Here is an 18,828-nt window from a genome sequence, read left to right on the forward strand (position 1 = left end):
TATTGCCACACGCTATGACAAATTGGCTCAAAACTTCCTGTCAGCAATCTATCTTGCTTCAACAATAATTTGGCTTAATTGATGACACGCCCTAGTTAATTTTTGATTAATTTTAGCAAAAACAGAAATTCGGTTAAATTTATACATCAATTTTAAAATTAAGCGATTAAATTTTCAGGCTTATTTTTCTACTACGAGGTTACTGGTACACTCAAAAATGATCAAAATATATTAAAAGAGTTCGGATCATGCTTCATCTCCATTCCAAACTACCTGCACAAGGGGTCACCATTTTTAGCGTGATGACCGCCATGGCACAGCGCTTAAATGCCTTAAATCTATCGCAAGGTTTTCCAGACTTTGCTGCTCCGCCTGCACTACTTGAAGCCCTCAGCCAAGCAACTTTAGACGGATTTAATCAATATGCTTCGGGTGATGGACTCATTTCGCTCCGTGAACAATTGGCACAACAATTTTTAAAACGCGATCAACTCATCCTTGACCCCTTAACTGAAATTACCATTAGTTCTGGGGCAACCATTGCTATTTTTGCAGCCATTCAAGCACTTATTGCTACCGATGATGAAGTGATTATTTTTGACCCCAGTTATGACAGTTATGCGCCGAGTGTACAACTGGTCGGCGGAAAAGCCGTTCATATTGCCTTAAGTTCAGCAGATTTTTCGGTGGACTGGAATCAAGTGAAAGATGCCATTAATGATAAAACCCGAATGATCATTGTCAATACTCCGCATAACCCAACAGGTGCAATTTGGTCACATCAAGACTGGTTAAATTTAATTGAATTGATGGGGGATAAAAACATTGTGCTGCTGTCCGATGAAGTCTATGAACATCTGATTTACGATGGTCAAAAACACTATTCAGCGCTGTCTTTTGCTGAATTGCGTGATCGCAGTATTGTGGTCGGTTCATTTGGAAAAACCTTCCATGTCACGGGATGGAAAACGGGGTATTGCATTGCGGCCCCTGAACTGACGAAAATGTTCAGACAGGTTTATCAATTTTCCAGTTTCTGCGCTGTCACGCCTGTGCAAATGGCATTGGCAACCTTTATGCAGCAGCATCCTGAACATATTGAAGAATTGGCAAGCTTTTATCAGCAAAAACGCGATCTGTTTAATTCAGGATTGAAAAACTCACACTTTCAATTTACCCCCTCGCAAGGCACCTATTTTCAGAACTTAAATTACAGTGTGATTCGTCCCGATTTAAACGATGTGGAGATGTGTACCTTTCTGGCCGAACAGCATGGCATTGTCGCCATTCCAATTTCGGTTTTTTATCAACAAGCGCCCGAAAATTTACGTTTAATCCGTTTTTGTTTTGCTAAAAAAGATGAAACGCTTGAACGTGCCGCTGCCATTTTGTCAGCAGTTTAAATGCATTATTAGCTAATAAAGTTTCGCCTTAGTTACCTAAAAGCTAAGGCTTTTTTTAACCAACTCAGGTAGTGTAAGTTTAAATCTGCAAAATGATAAAAATATATTTACAGGACGTTCAATGCCTAAAAACCAGCCGATGGTTAATCAACACAATTTATGGAAAACATTTTTTATTTTTCTCATGCCCTTGATTGCGACTAATATTCTGCAAAACCTATCAGGCACCATTAATACCATTTTTGTCGGACAAATGATGGGGGTCAATGCGATTGCTGCCGTGGCGGTGTTCTTCCCCATTTTATTTTTTCTGATGGCTTTTGTGATTGGACTTTCCGCGGGTGCAACGGTCTTGGTCGGACAAGCGTGGGGCGCACAAAATATTGAAAAAGTCCGCTGTGTCGTTGGTTCAACGCTATTTATGACTTTAATTGGCGGCAGTGTGATTGCGTTATTAGGTGTAGTGTTTGCCAAACATATACTACTGGCTTTAGGCACAGACCCAGATGTGATGCATCTGTCCTTGCCCTATGTGCAGTGGATGCTGGCAGGAAGCCCACTGCTGTTTCTCTATATTATTTACACCTCTATTTTACGCGGTGTTGGTGACAGCACCACACCGCTGATTGTCTCAGGAATGACCATTTTAATTGGTTTATTAATTACCCCTGTGCTGATTGCGGGTTATTTTGGTTTCCCGAAAATGGGCATTATTGCCCCTGCGATTGCCACCATTGTTGGCTATTTTGCCGTACTGATCTTTTTAGTGCTGTACTTAAATAAAAAAGATCACCCACTCAAACCAGACCGTCTGCTATTGAGTCATATTCGCCATCATCCCGAACTGAGTAAAATCGTGCTGCGTTTGGGAATTCCAACAGGCATCCAAATGGTAACGACATCCGTTGCAGGTTTGGTGATTGTCGGCCTAGTCAATCATTATGGTTCAAACGCAACAGCAGCTTATGGTGCCGTCAATCAGGTGTTGAATTATATTCAATTCCCCGCCCTGTCTATTTCCATTGCGGCTTCAATTTTTGCAGCGCAAGCCATTGGCGCAGGAAAATCGGACTTACTCGCGCAAGTGACGCGTACCGCACTGAGTATGAATATTTTGGTTACGGGCACTTTGGTCACTTTAGCTTATCTATTCTCCAAATATTTGATGGCCTTGTTCATTACCGATCCTGAAGTGGTGGCACTGGGACAACAGTTATTGTTTATCGTGTTGTGGTCTATTCTATTCTTTGGTGCCAGTTCGATTTTTGCCTCAATCATGCGTGCCAGCGGAACAGTCACTGTACCCATGATCATTAACATTTTCGCTATTATTGCCATTGAAGTGCCATGTGCCTATTTATTTAGTCAATGGTGGGGGCTGCAAGGCATTTGGTATGCCTATGCTTTGGCATTTGTCTGCTTATGTATTCTGCAAGGTCTGTATTATCAATTGGTCTGGAAAAGAAAAACCATTCAAGCGTTGATTTAACCTCTAAATCAATCTGATTGAGATCATGTTTGAGATAACATCAGTATTTTTTATGCTGTTTGATTCTCAACAATCGTCCATTTTTGCTGTTTATTTTTAAACACATAAAAACTTTATGTGTTTTATGTTATTGTTTTAATTAATCTTTTAATTTGGCATAGATATTGAAAGATGCACTATTGAGAAAAATACAATCAATAGGATAGAACAATGTCAAAACGTCAAATTAAACTGGGTGCCTTTATTCCAACCACCTCACAACATGCCGCAGGTTGGCGACATCCAGAGTCACGCCCGCAGGATCATTTAAGTCTAGCTTATGCCATTGAACTGGCGCAAACCGCTGAAAAAGGTTTATTTGATGCCTATTTTCTAGCAGATGGTTTATCGGTGCGTTGGGGGTCTGCACAAGAAGGTGAATTGGGCTTAGGCGATAAAGGTGTCGGTTTTGAGCCAGTGACTTTATTTGCCGCACTTGCCACAGTGACTGGTGCGCCTCTGCTTGAGTTAGGCTCATGGCTCTTGCCTCTGTAATTGTGTGATTGAAAAATCTTCTTGTAAAAAAGGTGAAATCTCTCTCATCTAGGTTTGCTCCCCCCACTTTAGCAAAAGACATAAAGTTGGCAATGTGCAACATGCCCAAACCTAGACCGAGCGACACACTTGCAGGCCATAACCAAAATGACTAACTTGCGATACTTGAACTCAGTAAGGCAAAACAAATCAAGGCTAAATTAAAAGGACTGAGCCCTGTAGAGTACAGAACTCAGTCCTTAAAAGCCGCTGAATCAAACCATCCAACTTTCGAAGGTCAGATCAATATTGCGGGTTTCGAAGCGATTTTTTTATTTAAAACGCTTACTCCATGTCGTCGCCATCGCGGTTACTTTTTGATAACCGGTTGGTAAAACACGTTGAATTAAATCTAAGGTTTTTGCATCGTTACCAATCAATAAACGGCGCTTATCTTTTTGTACAGCCTCCAAAATTTGACGCGCTGCTTCTTCAGGTGGACAACGCAATAATTTATTAAACGTCTTTGCCGATTTTTCAGGATTCATCCCCAGTGCTTTTAAGCTGTCATTCATTTTTGCAGCATTGGCAATATTGGTCCGAATGCCTCCCGGATGTACGCATAATGCGCTCACGCCACAATTTTCAATATCCAGTTCTTGACGTAATGATTCAGTAAAACCACGCACCGCAAACTTGGTCGCATTATAGGCAGACTGCGTCGGTTGCGCCGTTAAACCAAAAAGACTGGAAATATTAATCACATGACCTTCACCCGATTTCTTGATCAGCGGTAAAAACTCTTTGGTGCCATAGACCACACCCCAAAAGTTAATATTCACAATCCACTCGAGTTCTTCATAAGATGCACCTTCAACCGTTGAACCCAGTGCGACCCCAGCATTGTTAAAAATCATGTTGACTGAACCATGATTGTGTACCGTATCAGCAGCCCAAGCTTTCATGGCATCACGGTCGGCAACATCTAACTTTTGCGTCGTGACACGAACATTACTTTTTTCTAGCAATTCAACAGTTTGTGCCAAACCTTGTGCATTGACATCACTCAATGACAAATGACACCCTTGTTTCGCCAAAAGAACAGCCAATTGCTGCCCAATGCCCGAACCTGCACCTGTAATTGCTGCAACTTTATTTTTAAAATTTTTCATGACTCATCCTTATTCAATTCTTTCTGCATCATCAAGCCAAACAGATTGGTTATTTTTTTGCTGTAATGATGTACAGTTCATCCACCCAATATAATTTTGACAATACTCATTGTCAATATAATATTAGATCAACAACAGAATAAAGACCCTCCTTCGATTTCCAGCATAGGTCTACGCACAAATTATTGTTAACATAGGGCAAACCTTGATTGCATTTGGCACACGACTTTTATGACTGAACCACACGACCATCTCCAAGAAAAACAAAAGAAAACGTCAAAAACCAAAGAACGTCAATTTAAAGGCTTATCTTTAACTGAACGTAAACAAGCACGTCGTGAAAAACTGATTGAAGCGGGCATTGAAGCTTATGGCACACATGGTTTCTTTGCGGTTACGGTCAAAGATATTTGCAATGAAGCCAAGCTTACCGAGCGCTATTTTTATGAATCTTTTAAGAAAAGTGATGAACTTTTTCAAACCATCTTTTTAACCTTAATTGATCAATTACAACACAATGTGATGCAAGCCATCATGCAGGCATCCACCGATCCACGAAAAATGATTGAAGCAGGTTTAACCGCTTTACTCACCACATTAAGAGATAATCCACGAATGGCACGGATTATTTATATCGATGCCATGCTGGTTCAAGAACTGCATAATCAAGCCACCATTCATGAAACCATGTTACGCTTTGACCGTATGATTCAGGCCTTTGTCATGCTAATGATGCCGCATATTGATCGCTCAGAACGTGAAATTTCCTTCGTTGCTACGGGGCTGAATGGTTATGTGACTCAAATTGCGATTCGTTGGGTGGTCAGCGGCTTTAAACAATCGCTGGAAGATGTTTTATCCTCATGTAGCATCGTTTTTTTATCATTGCTGAATACTTTTTCAGAAAAAGGAAAAATATTAAAAAAAGAAAATCCGTGATCATGAGCATATCAAAAAATATTCAAAGCTTTGAATTTGTTATATTTATATGACTGATTTATTTTAAAATCTTGATTTTATCAGATAAAAATTGTCACATTTATTTACTAAAATGGGCAGAGTGCCCTTTTCTGCAATGATACTGTCATAATTAATCTTTGTAATAAGCCTGTCATAAATACAAAACGGTTCACCGTTAACATCAAATAGGATATTGCGTTGTGAAAGATGACTATATTTTAATCGTCGATGACGAACTTCCCATTCGAGAGATGATTCATACCTCTTTAGACATGGCAGGCTTTCAATGCTTACAAGCAGAAGATGCGAAACAAGCGCACCAAATGATTGTGGATCAACGTCCTGCACTTATTTTACTCGATTGGATGCTACCAGGTGGCATCAGTGGCGTTGACTTGTGTCGCCGCTTAAAACGTGACGAGACACTGACCGAAATTCCAGTGATTATGCTGACCGCACGCGGTGAAGAAGACCATAAAGTTCAAGGTCTCGATGCAGGTGCAGATGACTATATGACCAAGCCTTTTTCTACCCGAGAATTGGTTTCGCGTATTAAAGCGGTGTTACGTCGTGCCAATGCGCTAAGTGGCGAAAAAACCATTGATGCCAATGGTTTAATCCTTGACCCAGTGAGCCAACGTGTTAGTTTTGGTCAGAACATTTTAGAGATGGGCCCGACAGAATATCGTTTATTGGCCTTCTTTATGACCCACCCAGAACGTGCGTATACGCGCGCTCAATTGCTGGATCAAGTTTGGGGTGGTAACGTATATATTGAAGACCGTACCATTGACGTGCATATTCGACGTTTACGCAAAGTGCTCGAACCATATGCTGTAGACCGCTTTGTCCAAACGGTTCGTGGCACAGGTTATCGTTTTTCTACCCGCGCGGATATCGCTTTAGGTTAGCCGTTTTTTAGGTAAATTGTGTTTTATGTATGAACCGTACCCTGTCCCAGAATTGACACGAGAACATCAAAAATTTCGCTACAGCAGCTTATGGACTTTTGCGAAGCAAGATTTACGTCTACTCGCCTTTCTCCTGCTGATTGCCAGTTTTATTGGCATCGGGATTGGGTATTTTTGGATTTTAATTTTTATCGCTTTTAGCATCTTTTTTGTCCTGCAATTACGTTCATTGTATTTGGTCAATGAATGGATTTCTAATCGTCCTTATGATGTACCGCCTAATTTAGACGGCATTTGGGGTGCATTACTGTTTAATGTTTATCGTGCACAGCGCCAAGAACGTATTGTACAAGCAGAAATGGTCGGCTTAATTGATCGCGCTCAATCCTCACTGGTGGCATTAGCAGAAGCCGTGGTGTTAATTGACGAATCACACCAAATTGAATGGTGGAATCCAGCAGCAGAAAAATTGCTGGGGATTCAACCTCTAGACCGTGGGCGTAATATTTTAACGATTCTACGTCAGCCTAATTTTATTGAATATTTTAATCATATTGACCAAGCACCTGACGGCTTAAAAATGAAATCTTCAGCTTTTGAAGATCATTATGTGCAAGTTAAAATGACCCGTTTTGGTGGAGAAAGTCGTTTATTGGTGGCCTATGACGTAACGCGTATGCATAACCTAGAACAAATGCGTAAAGACTTTGTCGATAATATTTCCCATGAATTACGCACGCCACTGACTGTACTGAGTGGTTATATTGAAACTTTTACCGATCAAGAAGATTTAAACCCGCGCTGGAAACGTGCCTTTGACCAAATGCAGGCACAAACCAAACGGATGAATGCCTTGGTCAATGATTTACTGTTGCTTTCACGTTTAGAAAGCAACAAACAAATTGCCAAAAATCAGATTATTGAAATGCCCAGTCTGATGAACCAATTATTTGATGATGCACAAGCCTATAACGTTGATTATGGGCATACACTGAACCTCGAAATTGATAGTCATTGTGACCTGATTGGTTCGGATATGGAACTTGCCAGTGCGTTTAGCAACCTTATTACCAATGCCATTAAATACACCCCCAAAGGGGGCACTATTACCATGGGCTGGCACGATGACGGAGTACAAGGGTATTTTACCGTTGAAGATACTGGCATTGGCATTGACCCCAAACATTTACCCCGTTTAACCGAACGTTTCTATCGTGTTGATAGTGCGCGTAGCCGTCAAACTGGGGGAACAGGTTTAGGTCTAGCAATTGTCAAGCATGTGCTCATGCAACACGGCGCACACTTAGAAATTGAATCGAAAGAAAATCAAGGTTCAACCTTTAAAGTGGTGTTCCCGAAAGAACGTCTCTACCATATGAGCTAACGATATCAGCACTTTATAGTGCCTGTTTTTTAAACTTAGTATCAATAATAAACTTCTTTTACAAGTCGTTTCTTGATCAAAATGAGTAGTTCGTAAAGCCAAAATTTAAAACAAATTTTAACAGGTATTGAATTCATGAGTGTGGCATGGATGCCACACGTTTCCCATCCTTGCGCTGCATTTTAAAGCAGTGCTTAAAACTGGCTCAGGATGTCGTGTATGGGAAACAAAAGGTTTTTCTTGCGTAGCAGTGCTCCTCATTTTGACCTTTCAAAAGTAGAAATACTGCCTACGCAAAGGCATAAAAATTGAATTCATCAAGTGAGGCAGTGCTGATTTTAAAAAATCAAATATTGAACATTTTTTGATTTATACAAATTATCTAATTTAAGCTAAATTTTGCTCTTTCAAGCGTGCACGTTGAAACGCTGGACGTTGCGCAATACGTTGTAGATATGCCTTGATATTTGGATAAGAACCCGTTGTTCTGGATTGAATCGCTTCTAATGGAAACCACATTTGAACATCTGCAAAAGAAAATGTACCCGCAAAATATTCATGCTTAGATAAATAATCTTCCAAATATTCAATATGATCTTTTAAACGAGGACGAATAAATCCAGTCTTGACCCCGACTGTTATTTTTTCTGCAATCGGCTTAATCAACCACGGCACATGTTTGGGTACATTATTCATCACCAGCTGCATCACCAATAAAGGCATTAACGAACCTTCCGCATAATGCATCCAATAACGATACTGCTGCTGTTCTGCTTTATGCTGCGGTTTAAACTGCTGTTGCACATCATAGCTTTCTTGCAAATACTGTAAAATAACCGCAGATTCCGCAATGGTTTGATCATCGTCGGTTAATACTGGTGCTTTCGCCAAAGGATGCACCAATTTTAATTCAGGGGGTGCAGCAAAAGTCGGTAAGCGCTGATAAAACTGCACTTGATAATCAAGTTCCAATTCCTCTAAAGCCCATAAAATTCGAAAAGAACGTGACTGATCTAAGTGGTGTAATGTAATCATTTTTTGACCTCTATTTTTATGCTTTGACTATACGCATCGCTCTAAAAAAATGACACCCTGCTTTACACAAAATGTCATAACTATCGGGTCATTCAACAAGTACGGTCTTTATCTCTACACTACGCAACAAGGTTTTGGTCACAGGCGTTTTACTGCTAATCTCTAAAACTTTTTGCTTCAGTTCCTCCGATAGCGGCTGTGCAAAAGATAAACGACGTTCAATCCATTCTTTGCCTTCTTTATTGACATAAAAGTCAGCTTCAACCGAAAACTCACCCAACTCAAGCCCTTTATGGCTGGCGTACATGCGTAGCGTGATCATGGTACAAGAAATCAGGCCAGAACAAATCAAATCATAAGGTGCAGGCCCTTGATCTTGTCCACCAAAAGACTCAGGTTTATCGGTGATAAATTGGTGTGTGCCACTTCTCACCTCACCCGACCAAGGTTCAGCAAGCGTTCGTACTTCAGCATTTGCAATAATTGCCATAATCATTAATCCTCTATTTTTTTATCGCGATGCACGCATTTTATCTGGGAAGGCAGGTGCTTCTAATCTTGGACCTGGATAATCCGCAATATCACCAAAGCGTTGATCTTGATTAATCCATTGATCTCGGGCAAGGCTCAGTTCTTCCTGCGTACGTCCGACAAAATTCCACCATAGCAATATCGGTGACTCAAACGGTTCGCCGCCTAACAATAAAATACGGCTGCCAGCATGCAACTGAATTTCAATTTCAGCCAGACCGGGCTCTAACACCACCATATTGTCTTCAGTCAATTCATGACCATTCACCACAGCCGTCCCATCCAAGGCCATAAAACCATGTTCAAAGGTTGGATTGAGTTGAAGTCGCGTGGTGGTCGATTCTTTTGCGGTTAAATCGACACCGAGTAATTCGGTATGCACTGCGACAGGAGATTTGGTTTTAAAAAACTCACCAACCAAAACGGTGAATTCCACCTGATCTTTTTCGACTACGGGAAGTTCTGGATAATGGTCAAAACGCGGTGCCATATTTATTTTATCATCAGGCAATGCAATCCAAAGCTGAGCAGCATGCATATGGGTTTCCGTTTCTGGCGCAACTTCAGTATGTGAAATACCATAACCTGCGGTCATCAAATTGACCTGCTTCGGGCGAATCAATTGTTTGGTGCCTAAGCTATCGGTATGCATCATGGTGCCTTCAATCATCCAAGTGAAGGTTTGTAAACCCATATGCGGATGTGGGCCAACATCTAAACCATCACCTTGAGGAAAAGTGACTGGCCCTGCATGATCTAGAAAGCACCATGCGCCAATTAAGCGTTTGTGACGGCTAGGCAATGCACGTTTAATGATGGTTCCCTGCCCAATTTCTGCACTACGCAAAGGAAATTCCTGAATAAATTGATTCACGTATTTTTCACAATCGTCTGAGTTAGAAAGCTCTATATAGTTACTATTGGTCATATTCTTATCCTAAGTCTTACGGACTAAACCGTGCTTTTAATGTCTTCATCTATTCTTATCATCATATAGACTCTTACAAACTCAGCCTATAAGTCACTTAATACGCTGAATACTATGTATAGGACAATATCATTTTTGAAACTTTTCTTGATGAGCAACCCTTTGCTGATTGATCCAATTGAATATTAATCTCTTATTCATATGAATTTTATACATATAAAAAAAATTGTCACAATTGCACTGACCATTCAATGTTTGTTTTATATACAAAATTTATTCTTCAGCATATGATTCTTTACTTACAACCCACATATGGGGCTGACTTAAATGTTTAAGAGAGATCAAAAAAGCTCTCGTGACAAAAATGATAAAAATAGTCATCATTTTGAAACACCTAGAGAAAAAAAATTTAACCATGAAACTGCGTATATTTTACCGGAGCAGGTATGTAGTGCTGAAAATCGAAAAATAATAGAACAGGCATTAGATGCTCCAATCACGCGTATTCCAATACAATTTCAGCAATATTACTTAAACTATCAAAATAAACACCAACGACAATTTTTAAAATACGTTAATTACATTGGTCAACTTACATTTTTAATCTATTTTTTTGTAGATTGGTTCTTATTACCTGAAATCGTTATGATTTCTGCTATAGCGCGGCTAAGTTTGGTACTAGGCGCAATACTCATCAATATCTTCTTCTTCCGTTACTGTAAAAATATTAATATTTTAGACAGTTTACTGCCTATTTATGTCGCAATAGCCGCGGTCGTCTGGTTAGGACTGTTGTATTTATCACAGAGTCCGCTGGTTCATACTTATATCTATGCTTCTGTAATTTTTATTTTATTGGGCAATTTATGCATACAGGTCTCCTTTCGATATTCCATATTTACCTCTTTACTCACTAGTGCAATTATTTTAGGAGGAGTATTTAACTTAGTCAGTTTTCAGGAAGCCATTCTATTTTCATTCACATATACCCCTGTTTTATTACTCAGCATGTATATCAGTTGGAATAATACTTTAAATTCAAAACGGAATTTTTTACGGGTTTTATTAAATGATTGGAATTATTACGCTTTATGTCAACTTGCTCATACAGATGAACTAACCCAACTCAATAATCGTAGACAATTTATGCAGATGGCTGAAAAGACCATTCAGAAATGGCCAAAATATAATTTAGCCTGCTTACTCATGTTTGATATCGATTTTTTCAAAAAAATTAATGATACCTACGGACATGATGTCGGGGATGAGGTTCTTCGTATACTTGCTGAGATTTCTCGCCAAGAAATGCGCTACACCGATGTACTCGCTCGTTTTGGAGGCGAAGAATTTATTGCCTTATTGCCCAACACCACACTGGATGAAGCAATTATTATTGCCAATCGCTTATGCCAGAAAATTGAAAGCCATCAAATTTGTGTTCAAAATAAATTCTTTTTCAACTTTACCGTGTCCATTGGTATCTCTCAACTGCAACCACAGCAAAACGATTTAAATTTACTGATTAAAAATGCAGATATTGCGCTCTATGAAGCCAAGAAAAATGGACGTAATCAAGTCGCCATTTATAGTTATAAATAACTATAAATTTTCTTCGTCAAAACGATCCTGATCAATTCTGTAGATATGGAAGCTACGTTCGATCTGAACACCTAAGCCAAATTCAATCATCAGTGATGTGAGCTTCTCACCATCAATTAACACAATTCCCGATTTTTTAGCAGATTCAATCGCTTCTTTACTAAAACTAGAAGTTGTTATAAAAACACCTTTTTTCGCAACTTGATCCGCCAAAGCACCTTTAAATTGTTGAATATCAGGACGACCAACAGTATTTTCCCAACGTTTAGCTTGAATATAAATTTTATCTAAACCTAAACGATCTTCACTGATCACACCATCAATACCACCATCGTTGGTTTTACCAATTGCTTGAGCTGCATCTTGATGTGAACCGCCATAACCCATAGCAACCAGCAAATCGACAACTAATCTTTCAAAAAATGCAGGGCTATTTTCTTTAACCAATTTCAGTAAATCACTCTTTAATAATTCAGTTGTCTCTATGATTATTTCATCAGGCGTTCTTTTATCATCTGACTTCTGTAATAGTGTTGTATCAATATTTTTTTCTTGCTGAATTTCCTGATTTTCTTTAGAGATTCCTAATTTATAATTTGAGAAACTTTCGAACTGCATCAAAAACTCATTTGTAATACTTGTCAACTTTGCTAAATCTAATTGACGCCCTATTGGGCTTAATTCACAAAATCCACGCTTTGGCTGATTTATCAAACCAGCCTTAGCTAAATAAGTTTTAGCCCAACCAGTACGATCATAAAAAATTGTTTTTGTACCACTTGATAATCTTAAATTTAGTTCTTCTTCACTTAATCCTAATTATTGAGCGAAGCAATTGACAGCATTTAAAGTTTTGATAGCAACATTTTCTCTGCCAATAATTTCATGAATAAGAAACTTCACGGATCATAAAATAATAAAAAAATTCTCTTTAACGATTTAATTTTAAATAAAAAGAGCGCCTAAGCGCTCTTTTTTAAGTAATTTTTTTACTCACTGCCGCAGGTATAGCCTTTGCCGTAATTTAGGTAAGAAGCGTTGCTTCTTGAAATCCCTAAATTACTCCCATTCAATCGTTGCTGGTGGCTTAGATGACACGTCATAAACAACACGTGAAACATCAGCAATTTCATTCATGATACGTGTTGAAATCTTATCAACCAAATCATAAGGAAGATGTGCAAAACGCGCTGTCATAAAGTCAACCGTTTCAACCGCACGAAGCGCAATCACCCATGCATAACGACGACCGTCACCTACAACACCAACTGATTTCACAGGTTGGAATACCGCAAAGGCTTGCGCAGTTTTGTCATACCAACCACTAGCACGAAGTTCTTGCATAAAGATGTCATCAGCAAGACGAAGAATATCTGCATATTCTTTTTTCACTTCACCCAAAATACGCACGCCCAAACCTGGACCTGGGAATGGATGACGATATAGCATTTCAAACGGTAAACCTAAAGTAGTCCCTAAACGACGTACTTCATCTTTAAACAAGTCACGAATTGGCTCAACCAATTCAAAGGCTAAATCTTCTGGCAAACCACCCACGTTATGGTGTGATTTAATCACATGTGCTTTACCATTTTTAGTTGCCGCAGATTCAATCACGTCAGGGTAAATTGTCCCTTGTGCAAGGAAGTTTACGCCATCAAGCTTACGTGCTTCTTCAGCAAATACGCCAATGAATTCACGACCAATGATTTTACGTTTTTTCTCTGGATCAACTTCACCTTTCAGTGCAGTTAAGAAACGATCTTCAGCATCGGCACGAATCACACGGATACCCATGTTTTTTGCAAACATGTCCATCACTTGCTCGCCTTCGTTCAAACGAAGTAAACCGTTGTCTACAAATACGCAAGTCAGCTGATCGCCAATCGCACGGTGTAAAAGTGCCGCAACAACTGATGAATCGACACCACCAGACAAACCTAAAAGAACTTTTTGATCGCCAATTTGTTGACGTAATTGTTCAACGCGGAGGTCAATAATGTTTTCAGAATTCCAAAGATTACGACATCCACAAATGTTGTGTACGAAGTTAGACAGTAACTCAGCACCTTTTGCAGTATGGGTCACTTCTGGATGGAACTGTACACCGTAGAAACGACGTTTTTCATCGCTTACTGCTGCAAATGGACAGCTTGGCGTGCTTGCAGTGACTGAGAAACCTTCAGGGATCGCAGAAACTTTATCGCCATGGCTCATCCAAACATTGAGTTTGTTGTCGCCACTTTCAGAATCAGCATCGTTTAAATCACCAAGAAGCTGATCACGAACTAAAACATCAACTGCTGCATAACCAAACTCATGTACTGTACCCGGCTCTACTTTACCGCCAAGCTGCTCTGACATGGTTTGTAAACCATAGCAAATCCCTAATACAGGTACACCTAAGTTGAACACAACTTCTGGCGCACGTGGACTACCTTCTTCATGCACACTTTCAGGCCCACCAGACAAGATGATACCGTTCGGATTAAACGCACGAATGTCTTCTTCAGACATGTCATAGGCATACATTTCAGAATAAACACCAGCTTCACGTACACGACGTGCAATAAGCTGACTATATTGAGAACCGAAATCCAAAATTAGGATGCGATCTTCAGTAATTTGGGTATTGGTAGTCATGGATAAACCACTATGCAGGCAAACGAATATAAGCGCGACATTCTATCATTTTTATCTGCTAGACGCACACCATTCATCCAAGGCGCACATTCAATTGATTGCATTATATTTCAGCGCTAAAAAAGCGCCCATTTTCGGGCGCTCTATAGCAATCAATCCAGAACTTTTTCTATTTTAACCACTTCAATATCGGTTGGTTTATAACGATGTTTATCCACCTCACCAATGGCAGTGACCTTGTCACCCGCCTGAATACCAGCCGATTTCCAAAGATCATCATCGATTTCAAGTAAAATTAAACCTGTGCCATCATTAAACTCATAATGTTCTTGGTTTAAATGCTTCACCAAAATACCCGTTAAAGTGACGGCAGTTTCGTCTTTTAAATTTTTAACCTCTGCCACTTTCACCTGATTGCTTGCAGCTTCTCGAAGAATAATATGATCGTCCTTACCCGCCCAAGTATTTACCTTTGTAAAAATAGAACTAGTGAATAGAATAACCATCAAAATCTTATGCATATTTATTTTCCTATTCTAAAGTGCGCTAAAATTTTATCTAAACAAAATTTGAACCCTCTGTACGCTGACTTTTTGTAATTTCAAGGCCATTGAAGCCAGATAAAATCACCTTTTATAACGCTAAAAATCAATCCATTATTTTTCAATATGATGATCTAGACTGAATTTACCCGCACCGTGTAACATCAAGAACAATAGCCCACCCGTCATGGCCATATTTTTCATAAAATTGATACCATCTTCTGCACCATTATGGAAAAGGAAAGCCGTGATCAAACTAAATACCGCTAAGCCCAATGCAGCAAAGCGTGCTTGAAAACCCAATAACAACGCCAAACCACCTCCAAACTCAACCAAAATGGTTAAAGGTAGCATGACTCCGGGTACACCCATTGATTCCATATAACCAACAGTTGCACTATAAGCCGTGATTTTCCCCCAGCCTGCAATAATAAAAATATAAGCCATCAGAACACGCGCAATGAGACTGATCAAAGCATCGGCCTGTGGGCCTTGAAGCAGATTTTTTAGCACAACATTCGGATTTAACATGAGGTGACCTATTCAATATTTTTGTGATGATGGATTGATACTAGGCTGTTTTTTTTGCTGAATAAAGCAGCTATTTGTAGATACATCGTTGCAAATATAGAATGATTAAACTGGAATTTATTTACGTTTTTATACTGACTTTCATACCTTAGACTGCTAGGATTTCAGCACATTTTCGCTGTCTGTGACCCCATGGAACTGATTGATTTTATATTACATGTTGATGACCATTTACTCGAATTTATCACCAATTATGGCATCTGGATTTATGCCATTCTTTTCTTAATTATTTTTGTAGAAACGGGTTTAGTGGTCATGCCATTTTTACCAGGTGATAGCTTATTGTTTGCCGCAGGTGCACTAGCTGCCTCAACGGGCGTGATGGATCCCTTTGTTTTGGTGGTGCTATTGTTTATTGCGGCCGTACTCGGTGACACACTGAATTATCATATTGGTAAACTTATCGGGCCACGTGTATTTGAAATGGAATCACGTTTTATTAATAAAAAGCATTTACATTACACGCAAAAGTTCTTTGAGAAACATGGTGGCAAGACCATTATTTTTGCACGCTTTGTTCCTTTCGCTCGTACTTTCGCTCCATTCGTGGCGGGTGCAGGCAACATGAATTACAAATTTTTTCTTAGTTTTAATGTGATTGGTGCAATCTGCTGGGTCGGTTCATTTATTACGTTGGGCTATTTATTTGGCAATATGCCGATTGTCAAAGACAATTTTACCCATCTTATTTTTGGCATTATTATTCTCAGTGTACTTCCCGGTATTATTGGTTTCATTCGTCAAAAGCTGAAAAAGAGCCATTAAATACGCGTGTGATAAAAGGTGTAAGTGTTAAAAAAACCGCATCACCACGGGCAACATACACAGCAGTAATAACATGGCCGATCCTTTATATAAAAGATCGGCTTTTTTTTGCTTTGATTGACCTGCCAAAATCGCACGTCCAAAAGACATCCAAAACATCACCGTTGGTAAAAGTACCAAAGCAAACACAGCAAAAACTAAAATAAAATTGCTCGGATTCTGCCAAGTTTCAGGCGGCAATACGCCCGCAGCAAACAATAAAGCTTTTGGATTTTTTAAGGTCGAAAAGAACAGTTGGCGAGGTCGAATAGATGGATAGCGTTGACTATGCTGTTCCAAATGGGATGATTTCCATAAATGAAAAGCCAACCAAAAAACATACAGGGCACTGAGTAAATGTAATAAATTGATTAAATGTGGCCACGTTGGGCTACATAAATGGATAAATAATGCCCACAAATTAATGGCATAAAAATAACCCAATAGCTCTGCTGGAATAAAAAGACTGGTTTTTGCCACCCCTTTTTGATGTGCCGAGCTTGCAAGTAATGCATTGGTCGGACCGGGAATCATCAGAACCGCAATCACTGCCAATACAAAAAGCCAACTCTCAATCATACAGACCTAACATCACCATTAAACAGTGACACACCTTATATGAAAGTCATAAAAAGTGACAAGTCTTTCGATCAAAAAATATGACTTCAAGCGTTTAAATACCATCTTGTAAATAATTAAACATATGATATTTATTATATTTTATTGAAACATTTTGCTAATATTTTATCACACTGTTGTTTCTCAAAGCGCAACAACAGTGTGCTTATTCCGACCATTATTGTGCTTTATTACGAATAATAATGGGACAGTTTTTGAATTTTGCCGCTTGAACCACAGCTTCTTGCTCACCTAAAAGACGAGCTAATTCAGTATTTTTCGTATTAGAAGACTGCCCCATGTTCACTGAAACACTTGGACCAATGCCCCAACCACCACGACTGCCCCAGCCCCCACCTAATCCAACACCGACACCTACGCCAGTACGCTTAGCCGGTTGCACACCATTATCGACATATTGCTGAATACGGTTATATTCGCTTTGTAATTGTTGACAGTTCAAAGCTTGATACTGCGTGGGTGATATATAAGTCGGTTTTACTGTGGTCGCACATGCACCTAATAAAACGCTACTTGCCATGAATAGGCTGACATAAATTTTTTTCATAGGAAATCTCAAATCTTATTTTGCTCAATTTCATTGAACAACGATTGATAGGCTTGCGTCAATTTATGATCAGTAGCCAAATGAATGAGAGGCTGATTTTTAAAATGAGATTCCTTCATCAAAATTGACGGCGGCAACATGCTGGCTAAAACGGGTAAACCTTCATCTTTAAGTTGTTGTACCACTTCACGTGGTAATTTTGCTTGTGCTTGAAATTGATTCACCACAATCCCTTCAATTTCCAAGCGATCATTATGATCATCTTGTGTTTCGATGACATTTTCAATCAAGGTCTGTAAAGCACGTTTTGAAAAAACATCACAATCAAAAGGAATTAATACCCGATCCGAAGCAATTAAAGCCGATAGGGTAAAAAAGTTAAATGCTGGCGGCGTATCAATATAAACACGCTCATATTCTCCCTCCAACTGCTGTAAAGCATCACGCAATTTATAAATTTTATGTTTCGATTCTAAAGCATAGGCCAGCGCACCCAAAGTTGGGCTTGCAGGAATCACATCTAAATTTTTAAAAGGAGATGAGTGCACATAACTTTGTAAACCTTTGGCACGATTTTTTAGAATAGAACCAATCGCGTTGCTCAAAAGCCCTTTGCTTTGTGTTGTGCCCAGCATTTCTTCAAAATAATTTTCAATATTCGGCTCCAAAGCGGGTTTATCCGCCGAATACGTTGCATCATCACCCAATAAATATTGGCTAGAATTGGCTTGTGGATCTAGATCAATTAACAAGGTCTTAAAACCTTGATATGCACTGATTGCTGCCAGATTCACGGCAATACTAGATTTACCGACCCCACCTTTTTGATTAAAAACCACACGTGTCCGCATTAATAACCTCCATGCTTTATATTTATGTATTGTTTGCAGTTTAACCTAGACCGATTGCTGCACAAATAATAATGTCTAACAATTAGCCGAAATTAGGCTTCAACATCACCAGACCGATTATCGCAATCAATGCCACCACAGCAATGGCTAAGCCTGCACGACGTTGTAGCAATAAAATATGATCATCTTTTGGTGGTGTTTCAAAAAGTATGCTGACATTAAATGAAGCCATTATTGATGTAAAAAAAGGTTAAGTCGAAAGCTTTAAAATGGTTTTCAATCTTTT

Annotated in this window: 18 protein-coding genes and 2 pseudogenes; 8 read left to right on the top strand and 12 right to left on the bottom strand. The window is 39.3% G+C overall.

Features of this window, described 5'->3' with window-relative positions; all coding sequences use genetic code 11:
- Positions 1 to 248 precede the first annotated feature (248 nt).
- The 3 genes from BLV99_RS16500 to BLV99_RS16510 all read left to right on the top strand — a co-directional run bounded on the left by BLV99_RS16500 (position 249) and on the right by BLV99_RS16510 (position 3,426).
- Positions 249 to 1,403 carry a methionine aminotransferase gene (locus tag BLV99_RS16500; RefSeq protein WP_092692669.1) on the top strand — a complete coding sequence of 385 codons (1,155 nt, stop codon included), beginning with the start codon at positions 249 to 251 and terminating at the stop codon, positions 1,401 to 1,403.
- Between the two features lie 121 nt (positions 1,404 to 1,524).
- Complete coding sequence (locus BLV99_RS16505; RefSeq protein WP_092692672.1) at positions 1,525 to 2,892, top strand: MATE family efflux transporter; 1,368 nt, start codon at positions 1,525 to 1,527, stop codon at positions 2,890 to 2,892.
- A 210-nt stretch (positions 2,893 to 3,102) separates the two neighbouring features.
- Entirely contained in the window at positions 3,103 to 3,426 is a 324-nt protein-coding gene (locus BLV99_RS16510) for an LLM class oxidoreductase (protein ID WP_244516347.1), read from the top strand.
- Between the two features lie 311 nt (positions 3,427 to 3,737).
- Here BLV99_RS16510 and BLV99_RS16515 read toward each other — a convergent pair whose 3' ends face one another.
- Positions 3,738 to 4,577, bottom strand: a complete 840-nt coding sequence (locus BLV99_RS16515; protein WP_086164878.1) for an SDR family NAD(P)-dependent oxidoreductase — start codon at positions 4,575 to 4,577, stop codon at positions 3,738 to 3,740.
- 231 nt (positions 4,578 to 4,808) lie between these two features.
- Between BLV99_RS16515 and BLV99_RS16520 the strand changes: the two genes are divergently transcribed.
- The 3 genes from BLV99_RS16520 to phoR all read left to right on the top strand — a co-directional run bounded on the left by BLV99_RS16520 (position 4,809) and on the right by phoR (position 7,832).
- Positions 4,809 to 5,516, top strand: coding sequence for a TetR/AcrR family transcriptional regulator (locus tag BLV99_RS16520; protein ID WP_092692674.1), 708 nt, complete (start codon positions 4,809 to 4,811; stop codon positions 5,514 to 5,516).
- Between the two features lie 221 nt (positions 5,517 to 5,737).
- Positions 5,738 to 6,448 (top strand): phosphate regulon transcriptional regulator PhoB, encoded by a 711-nt coding sequence (phoB, locus tag BLV99_RS16525; RefSeq protein WP_004649592.1) that lies wholly within the window; start codon positions 5,738 to 5,740, stop codon positions 6,446 to 6,448.
- A gap of 25 nt (positions 6,449 to 6,473) precedes the next feature.
- Positions 6,474 to 7,832 (top strand): phosphate regulon sensor histidine kinase PhoR, encoded by a 1,359-nt coding sequence (gene phoR, locus BLV99_RS16530; protein WP_092692676.1) that lies wholly within the window; start codon positions 6,474 to 6,476, stop codon positions 7,830 to 7,832.
- Between the two features lie 387 nt (positions 7,833 to 8,219).
- Here the strand turns inward: phoR and BLV99_RS16535 are convergent, their stop codons facing one another.
- From BLV99_RS16535 to BLV99_RS16545, 3 genes are all read right to left on the bottom strand, one after another.
- Positions 8,220 to 8,867 carry a glutathione S-transferase gene (locus BLV99_RS16535; protein ID WP_092692679.1) on the bottom strand — a complete coding sequence of 216 codons (648 nt, stop codon included), beginning with the start codon at positions 8,865 to 8,867 and terminating at the stop codon, positions 8,220 to 8,222.
- 88 nt (positions 8,868 to 8,955) lie between these two features.
- Positions 8,956 to 9,357, bottom strand: coding sequence for an OsmC family protein (locus tag BLV99_RS16540; RefSeq protein ID WP_092692697.1), 402 nt, complete (start codon positions 9,355 to 9,357; stop codon positions 8,956 to 8,958).
- 21 nt (positions 9,358 to 9,378) lie between these two features.
- A complete protein-coding gene (locus BLV99_RS16545) occupies positions 9,379 to 10,326 on the bottom strand; it encodes a pirin family protein (RefSeq protein WP_092692682.1) in 948 nt (315 codons plus the stop codon).
- Positions 10,327 to 10,653: 327 nt separating this feature from the next.
- Between BLV99_RS16545 and BLV99_RS16550 the strand changes: the two genes are divergently transcribed.
- Positions 10,654 to 11,925, top strand: coding sequence for a GGDEF domain-containing protein (locus BLV99_RS16550; RefSeq protein ID WP_092692685.1), 1,272 nt, complete (start codon positions 10,654 to 10,656; stop codon positions 11,923 to 11,925).
- Here the strand turns inward: BLV99_RS16550 and BLV99_RS16555 are convergent.
- The 4 genes and pseudogenes from BLV99_RS16555 to BLV99_RS16570 form a co-directional block, all read right to left on the bottom strand.
- Positions 11,926 to 12,732 (bottom strand): annotated as a pseudogene (locus tag BLV99_RS16555) (restriction endonuclease); the annotation flags it as partial. It lies immediately after the preceding gene.
- Between the two features lie 252 nt (positions 12,733 to 12,984).
- Entirely contained in the window at positions 12,985 to 14,568 is a 1,584-nt protein-coding gene (guaA, locus tag BLV99_RS16560; protein WP_092692687.1) for a glutamine-hydrolyzing GMP synthase, read from the bottom strand.
- Positions 14,569 to 14,720: 152 nt separating this feature from the next.
- Positions 14,721 to 15,089 (bottom strand): NirD/YgiW/YdeI family stress tolerance protein, encoded by a 369-nt coding sequence (locus tag BLV99_RS16565; RefSeq protein ID WP_092692690.1) that lies wholly within the window; start codon positions 15,087 to 15,089, stop codon positions 14,721 to 14,723.
- Between the two features lie 135 nt (positions 15,090 to 15,224).
- Entirely contained in the window at positions 15,225 to 15,641 is a 417-nt protein-coding gene (locus BLV99_RS16570) for a DoxX family protein (RefSeq protein WP_092692691.1), read from the bottom strand.
- 192 nt (positions 15,642 to 15,833) lie between these two features.
- Here BLV99_RS16570 and BLV99_RS16575 point away from each other — a divergent pair, with 192 nt between their 5' ends.
- Positions 15,834 to 16,466, top strand: coding sequence for a DedA family protein (locus BLV99_RS16575; RefSeq protein WP_092692694.1), 633 nt, complete (start codon positions 15,834 to 15,836; stop codon positions 16,464 to 16,466).
- Between the two features lie 27 nt (positions 16,467 to 16,493).
- On the opposite strand, the gene BLV99_RS16580 is transcribed toward BLV99_RS16575, so the two are convergent.
- The 4 genes and pseudogenes from BLV99_RS16580 to BLV99_RS16595 all read right to left on the bottom strand — a co-directional run.
- On the bottom strand, positions 16,494 to 17,084 hold the full coding sequence (locus BLV99_RS16580) for a LysE family translocator (protein WP_086184164.1): 591 nt from the start codon (positions 17,082 to 17,084) through the stop codon (positions 16,494 to 16,496).
- Between the two features lie 217 nt (positions 17,085 to 17,301).
- Entirely contained in the window at positions 17,302 to 17,691 is a 390-nt protein-coding gene (locus tag BLV99_RS16585) for a hypothetical protein (protein WP_086164890.1), read from the bottom strand.
- 8 nt (positions 17,692 to 17,699) lie between these two features.
- Positions 17,700 to 18,542, bottom strand: a complete 843-nt coding sequence (locus BLV99_RS16590; RefSeq protein ID WP_086184165.1) for a ParA family protein — start codon at positions 18,540 to 18,542, stop codon at positions 17,700 to 17,702.
- An 82-nt stretch (positions 18,543 to 18,624) separates the two neighbouring features.
- Positions 18,625 to 18,759 (bottom strand): annotated as a pseudogene (locus BLV99_RS16595) (SirB2 family protein); the annotation flags it as partial.
- Between the last annotated feature and the right edge of the window lie 69 nt (positions 18,760 to 18,828).

The organism is Acinetobacter kyonggiensis (assembly GCF_900107285.1).
Taxonomy (GTDB): domain Bacteria; phylum Pseudomonadota; class Gammaproteobacteria; order Pseudomonadales; family Moraxellaceae; genus Acinetobacter; species Acinetobacter kyonggiensis.

Coding starts and splice junctions, on each gene's coding strand:
- BLV99_RS16500 (WP_092692669.1), top strand. CDS start 249: ATGCTTCATCTCCATTCCAAACTACCTGCACAAGGGGTCACCATTTTT.
- BLV99_RS16505 (WP_092692672.1), top strand. CDS start 1,525: ATGCCTAAAAACCAGCCGATGGTTAATCAACACAATTTATGGAAAACA.
- BLV99_RS16510 (WP_244516347.1), top strand. CDS start 3,103: ATGTCAAAACGTCAAATTAAACTGGGTGCCTTTATTCCAACCACCTCA.
- BLV99_RS16515 (WP_086164878.1), bottom strand. CDS start 4,577: ATGAAAAATTTTAAAAATAAAGTTGCAGCAATTACAGGTGCAGGTTCG.
- BLV99_RS16520 (WP_092692674.1), top strand. CDS start 4,809: ATGACTGAACCACACGACCATCTCCAAGAAAAACAAAAGAAAACGTCA.
- phoR (WP_092692676.1), top strand. CDS start 6,474: ATGTATGAACCGTACCCTGTCCCAGAATTGACACGAGAACATCAAAAA.
- BLV99_RS16535 (WP_092692679.1), bottom strand. CDS start 8,867: ATGATTACATTACACCACTTAGATCAGTCACGTTCTTTTCGAATTTTA.
- BLV99_RS16540 (WP_092692697.1), bottom strand. CDS start 9,357: ATGGCAATTATTGCAAATGCTGAAGTACGAACGCTTGCTGAACCTTGG.
- BLV99_RS16545 (WP_092692682.1), bottom strand. CDS start 10,326: ATGACCAATAGTAACTATATAGAGCTTTCTAACTCAGACGATTGTGAA.
- BLV99_RS16550 (WP_092692685.1), top strand. CDS start 10,654: ATGTTTAAGAGAGATCAAAAAAGCTCTCGTGACAAAAATGATAAAAAT.
- guaA (WP_092692687.1), bottom strand. CDS start 14,568: ATGACTACCAATACCCAAATTACTGAAGATCGCATCCTAATTTTGGAT.
- BLV99_RS16565 (WP_092692690.1), bottom strand. CDS start 15,089: ATGCATAAGATTTTGATGGTTATTCTATTCACTAGTTCTATTTTTACA.
- BLV99_RS16570 (WP_092692691.1), bottom strand. CDS start 15,641: ATGTTAAATCCGAATGTTGTGCTAAAAAATCTGCTTCAAGGCCCACAG.
- BLV99_RS16575 (WP_092692694.1), top strand. CDS start 15,834: ATGGAACTGATTGATTTTATATTACATGTTGATGACCATTTACTCGAA.
- BLV99_RS16580 (WP_086184164.1), bottom strand. CDS start 17,084: ATGATTGAGAGTTGGCTTTTTGTATTGGCAGTGATTGCGGTTCTGATG.
- BLV99_RS16585 (WP_086164890.1), bottom strand. CDS start 17,691: ATGAAAAAAATTTATGTCAGCCTATTCATGGCAAGTAGCGTTTTATTA.
- BLV99_RS16590 (WP_086184165.1), bottom strand. CDS start 18,542: ATGCGGACACGTGTGGTTTTTAATCAAAAAGGTGGGGTCGGTAAATCT.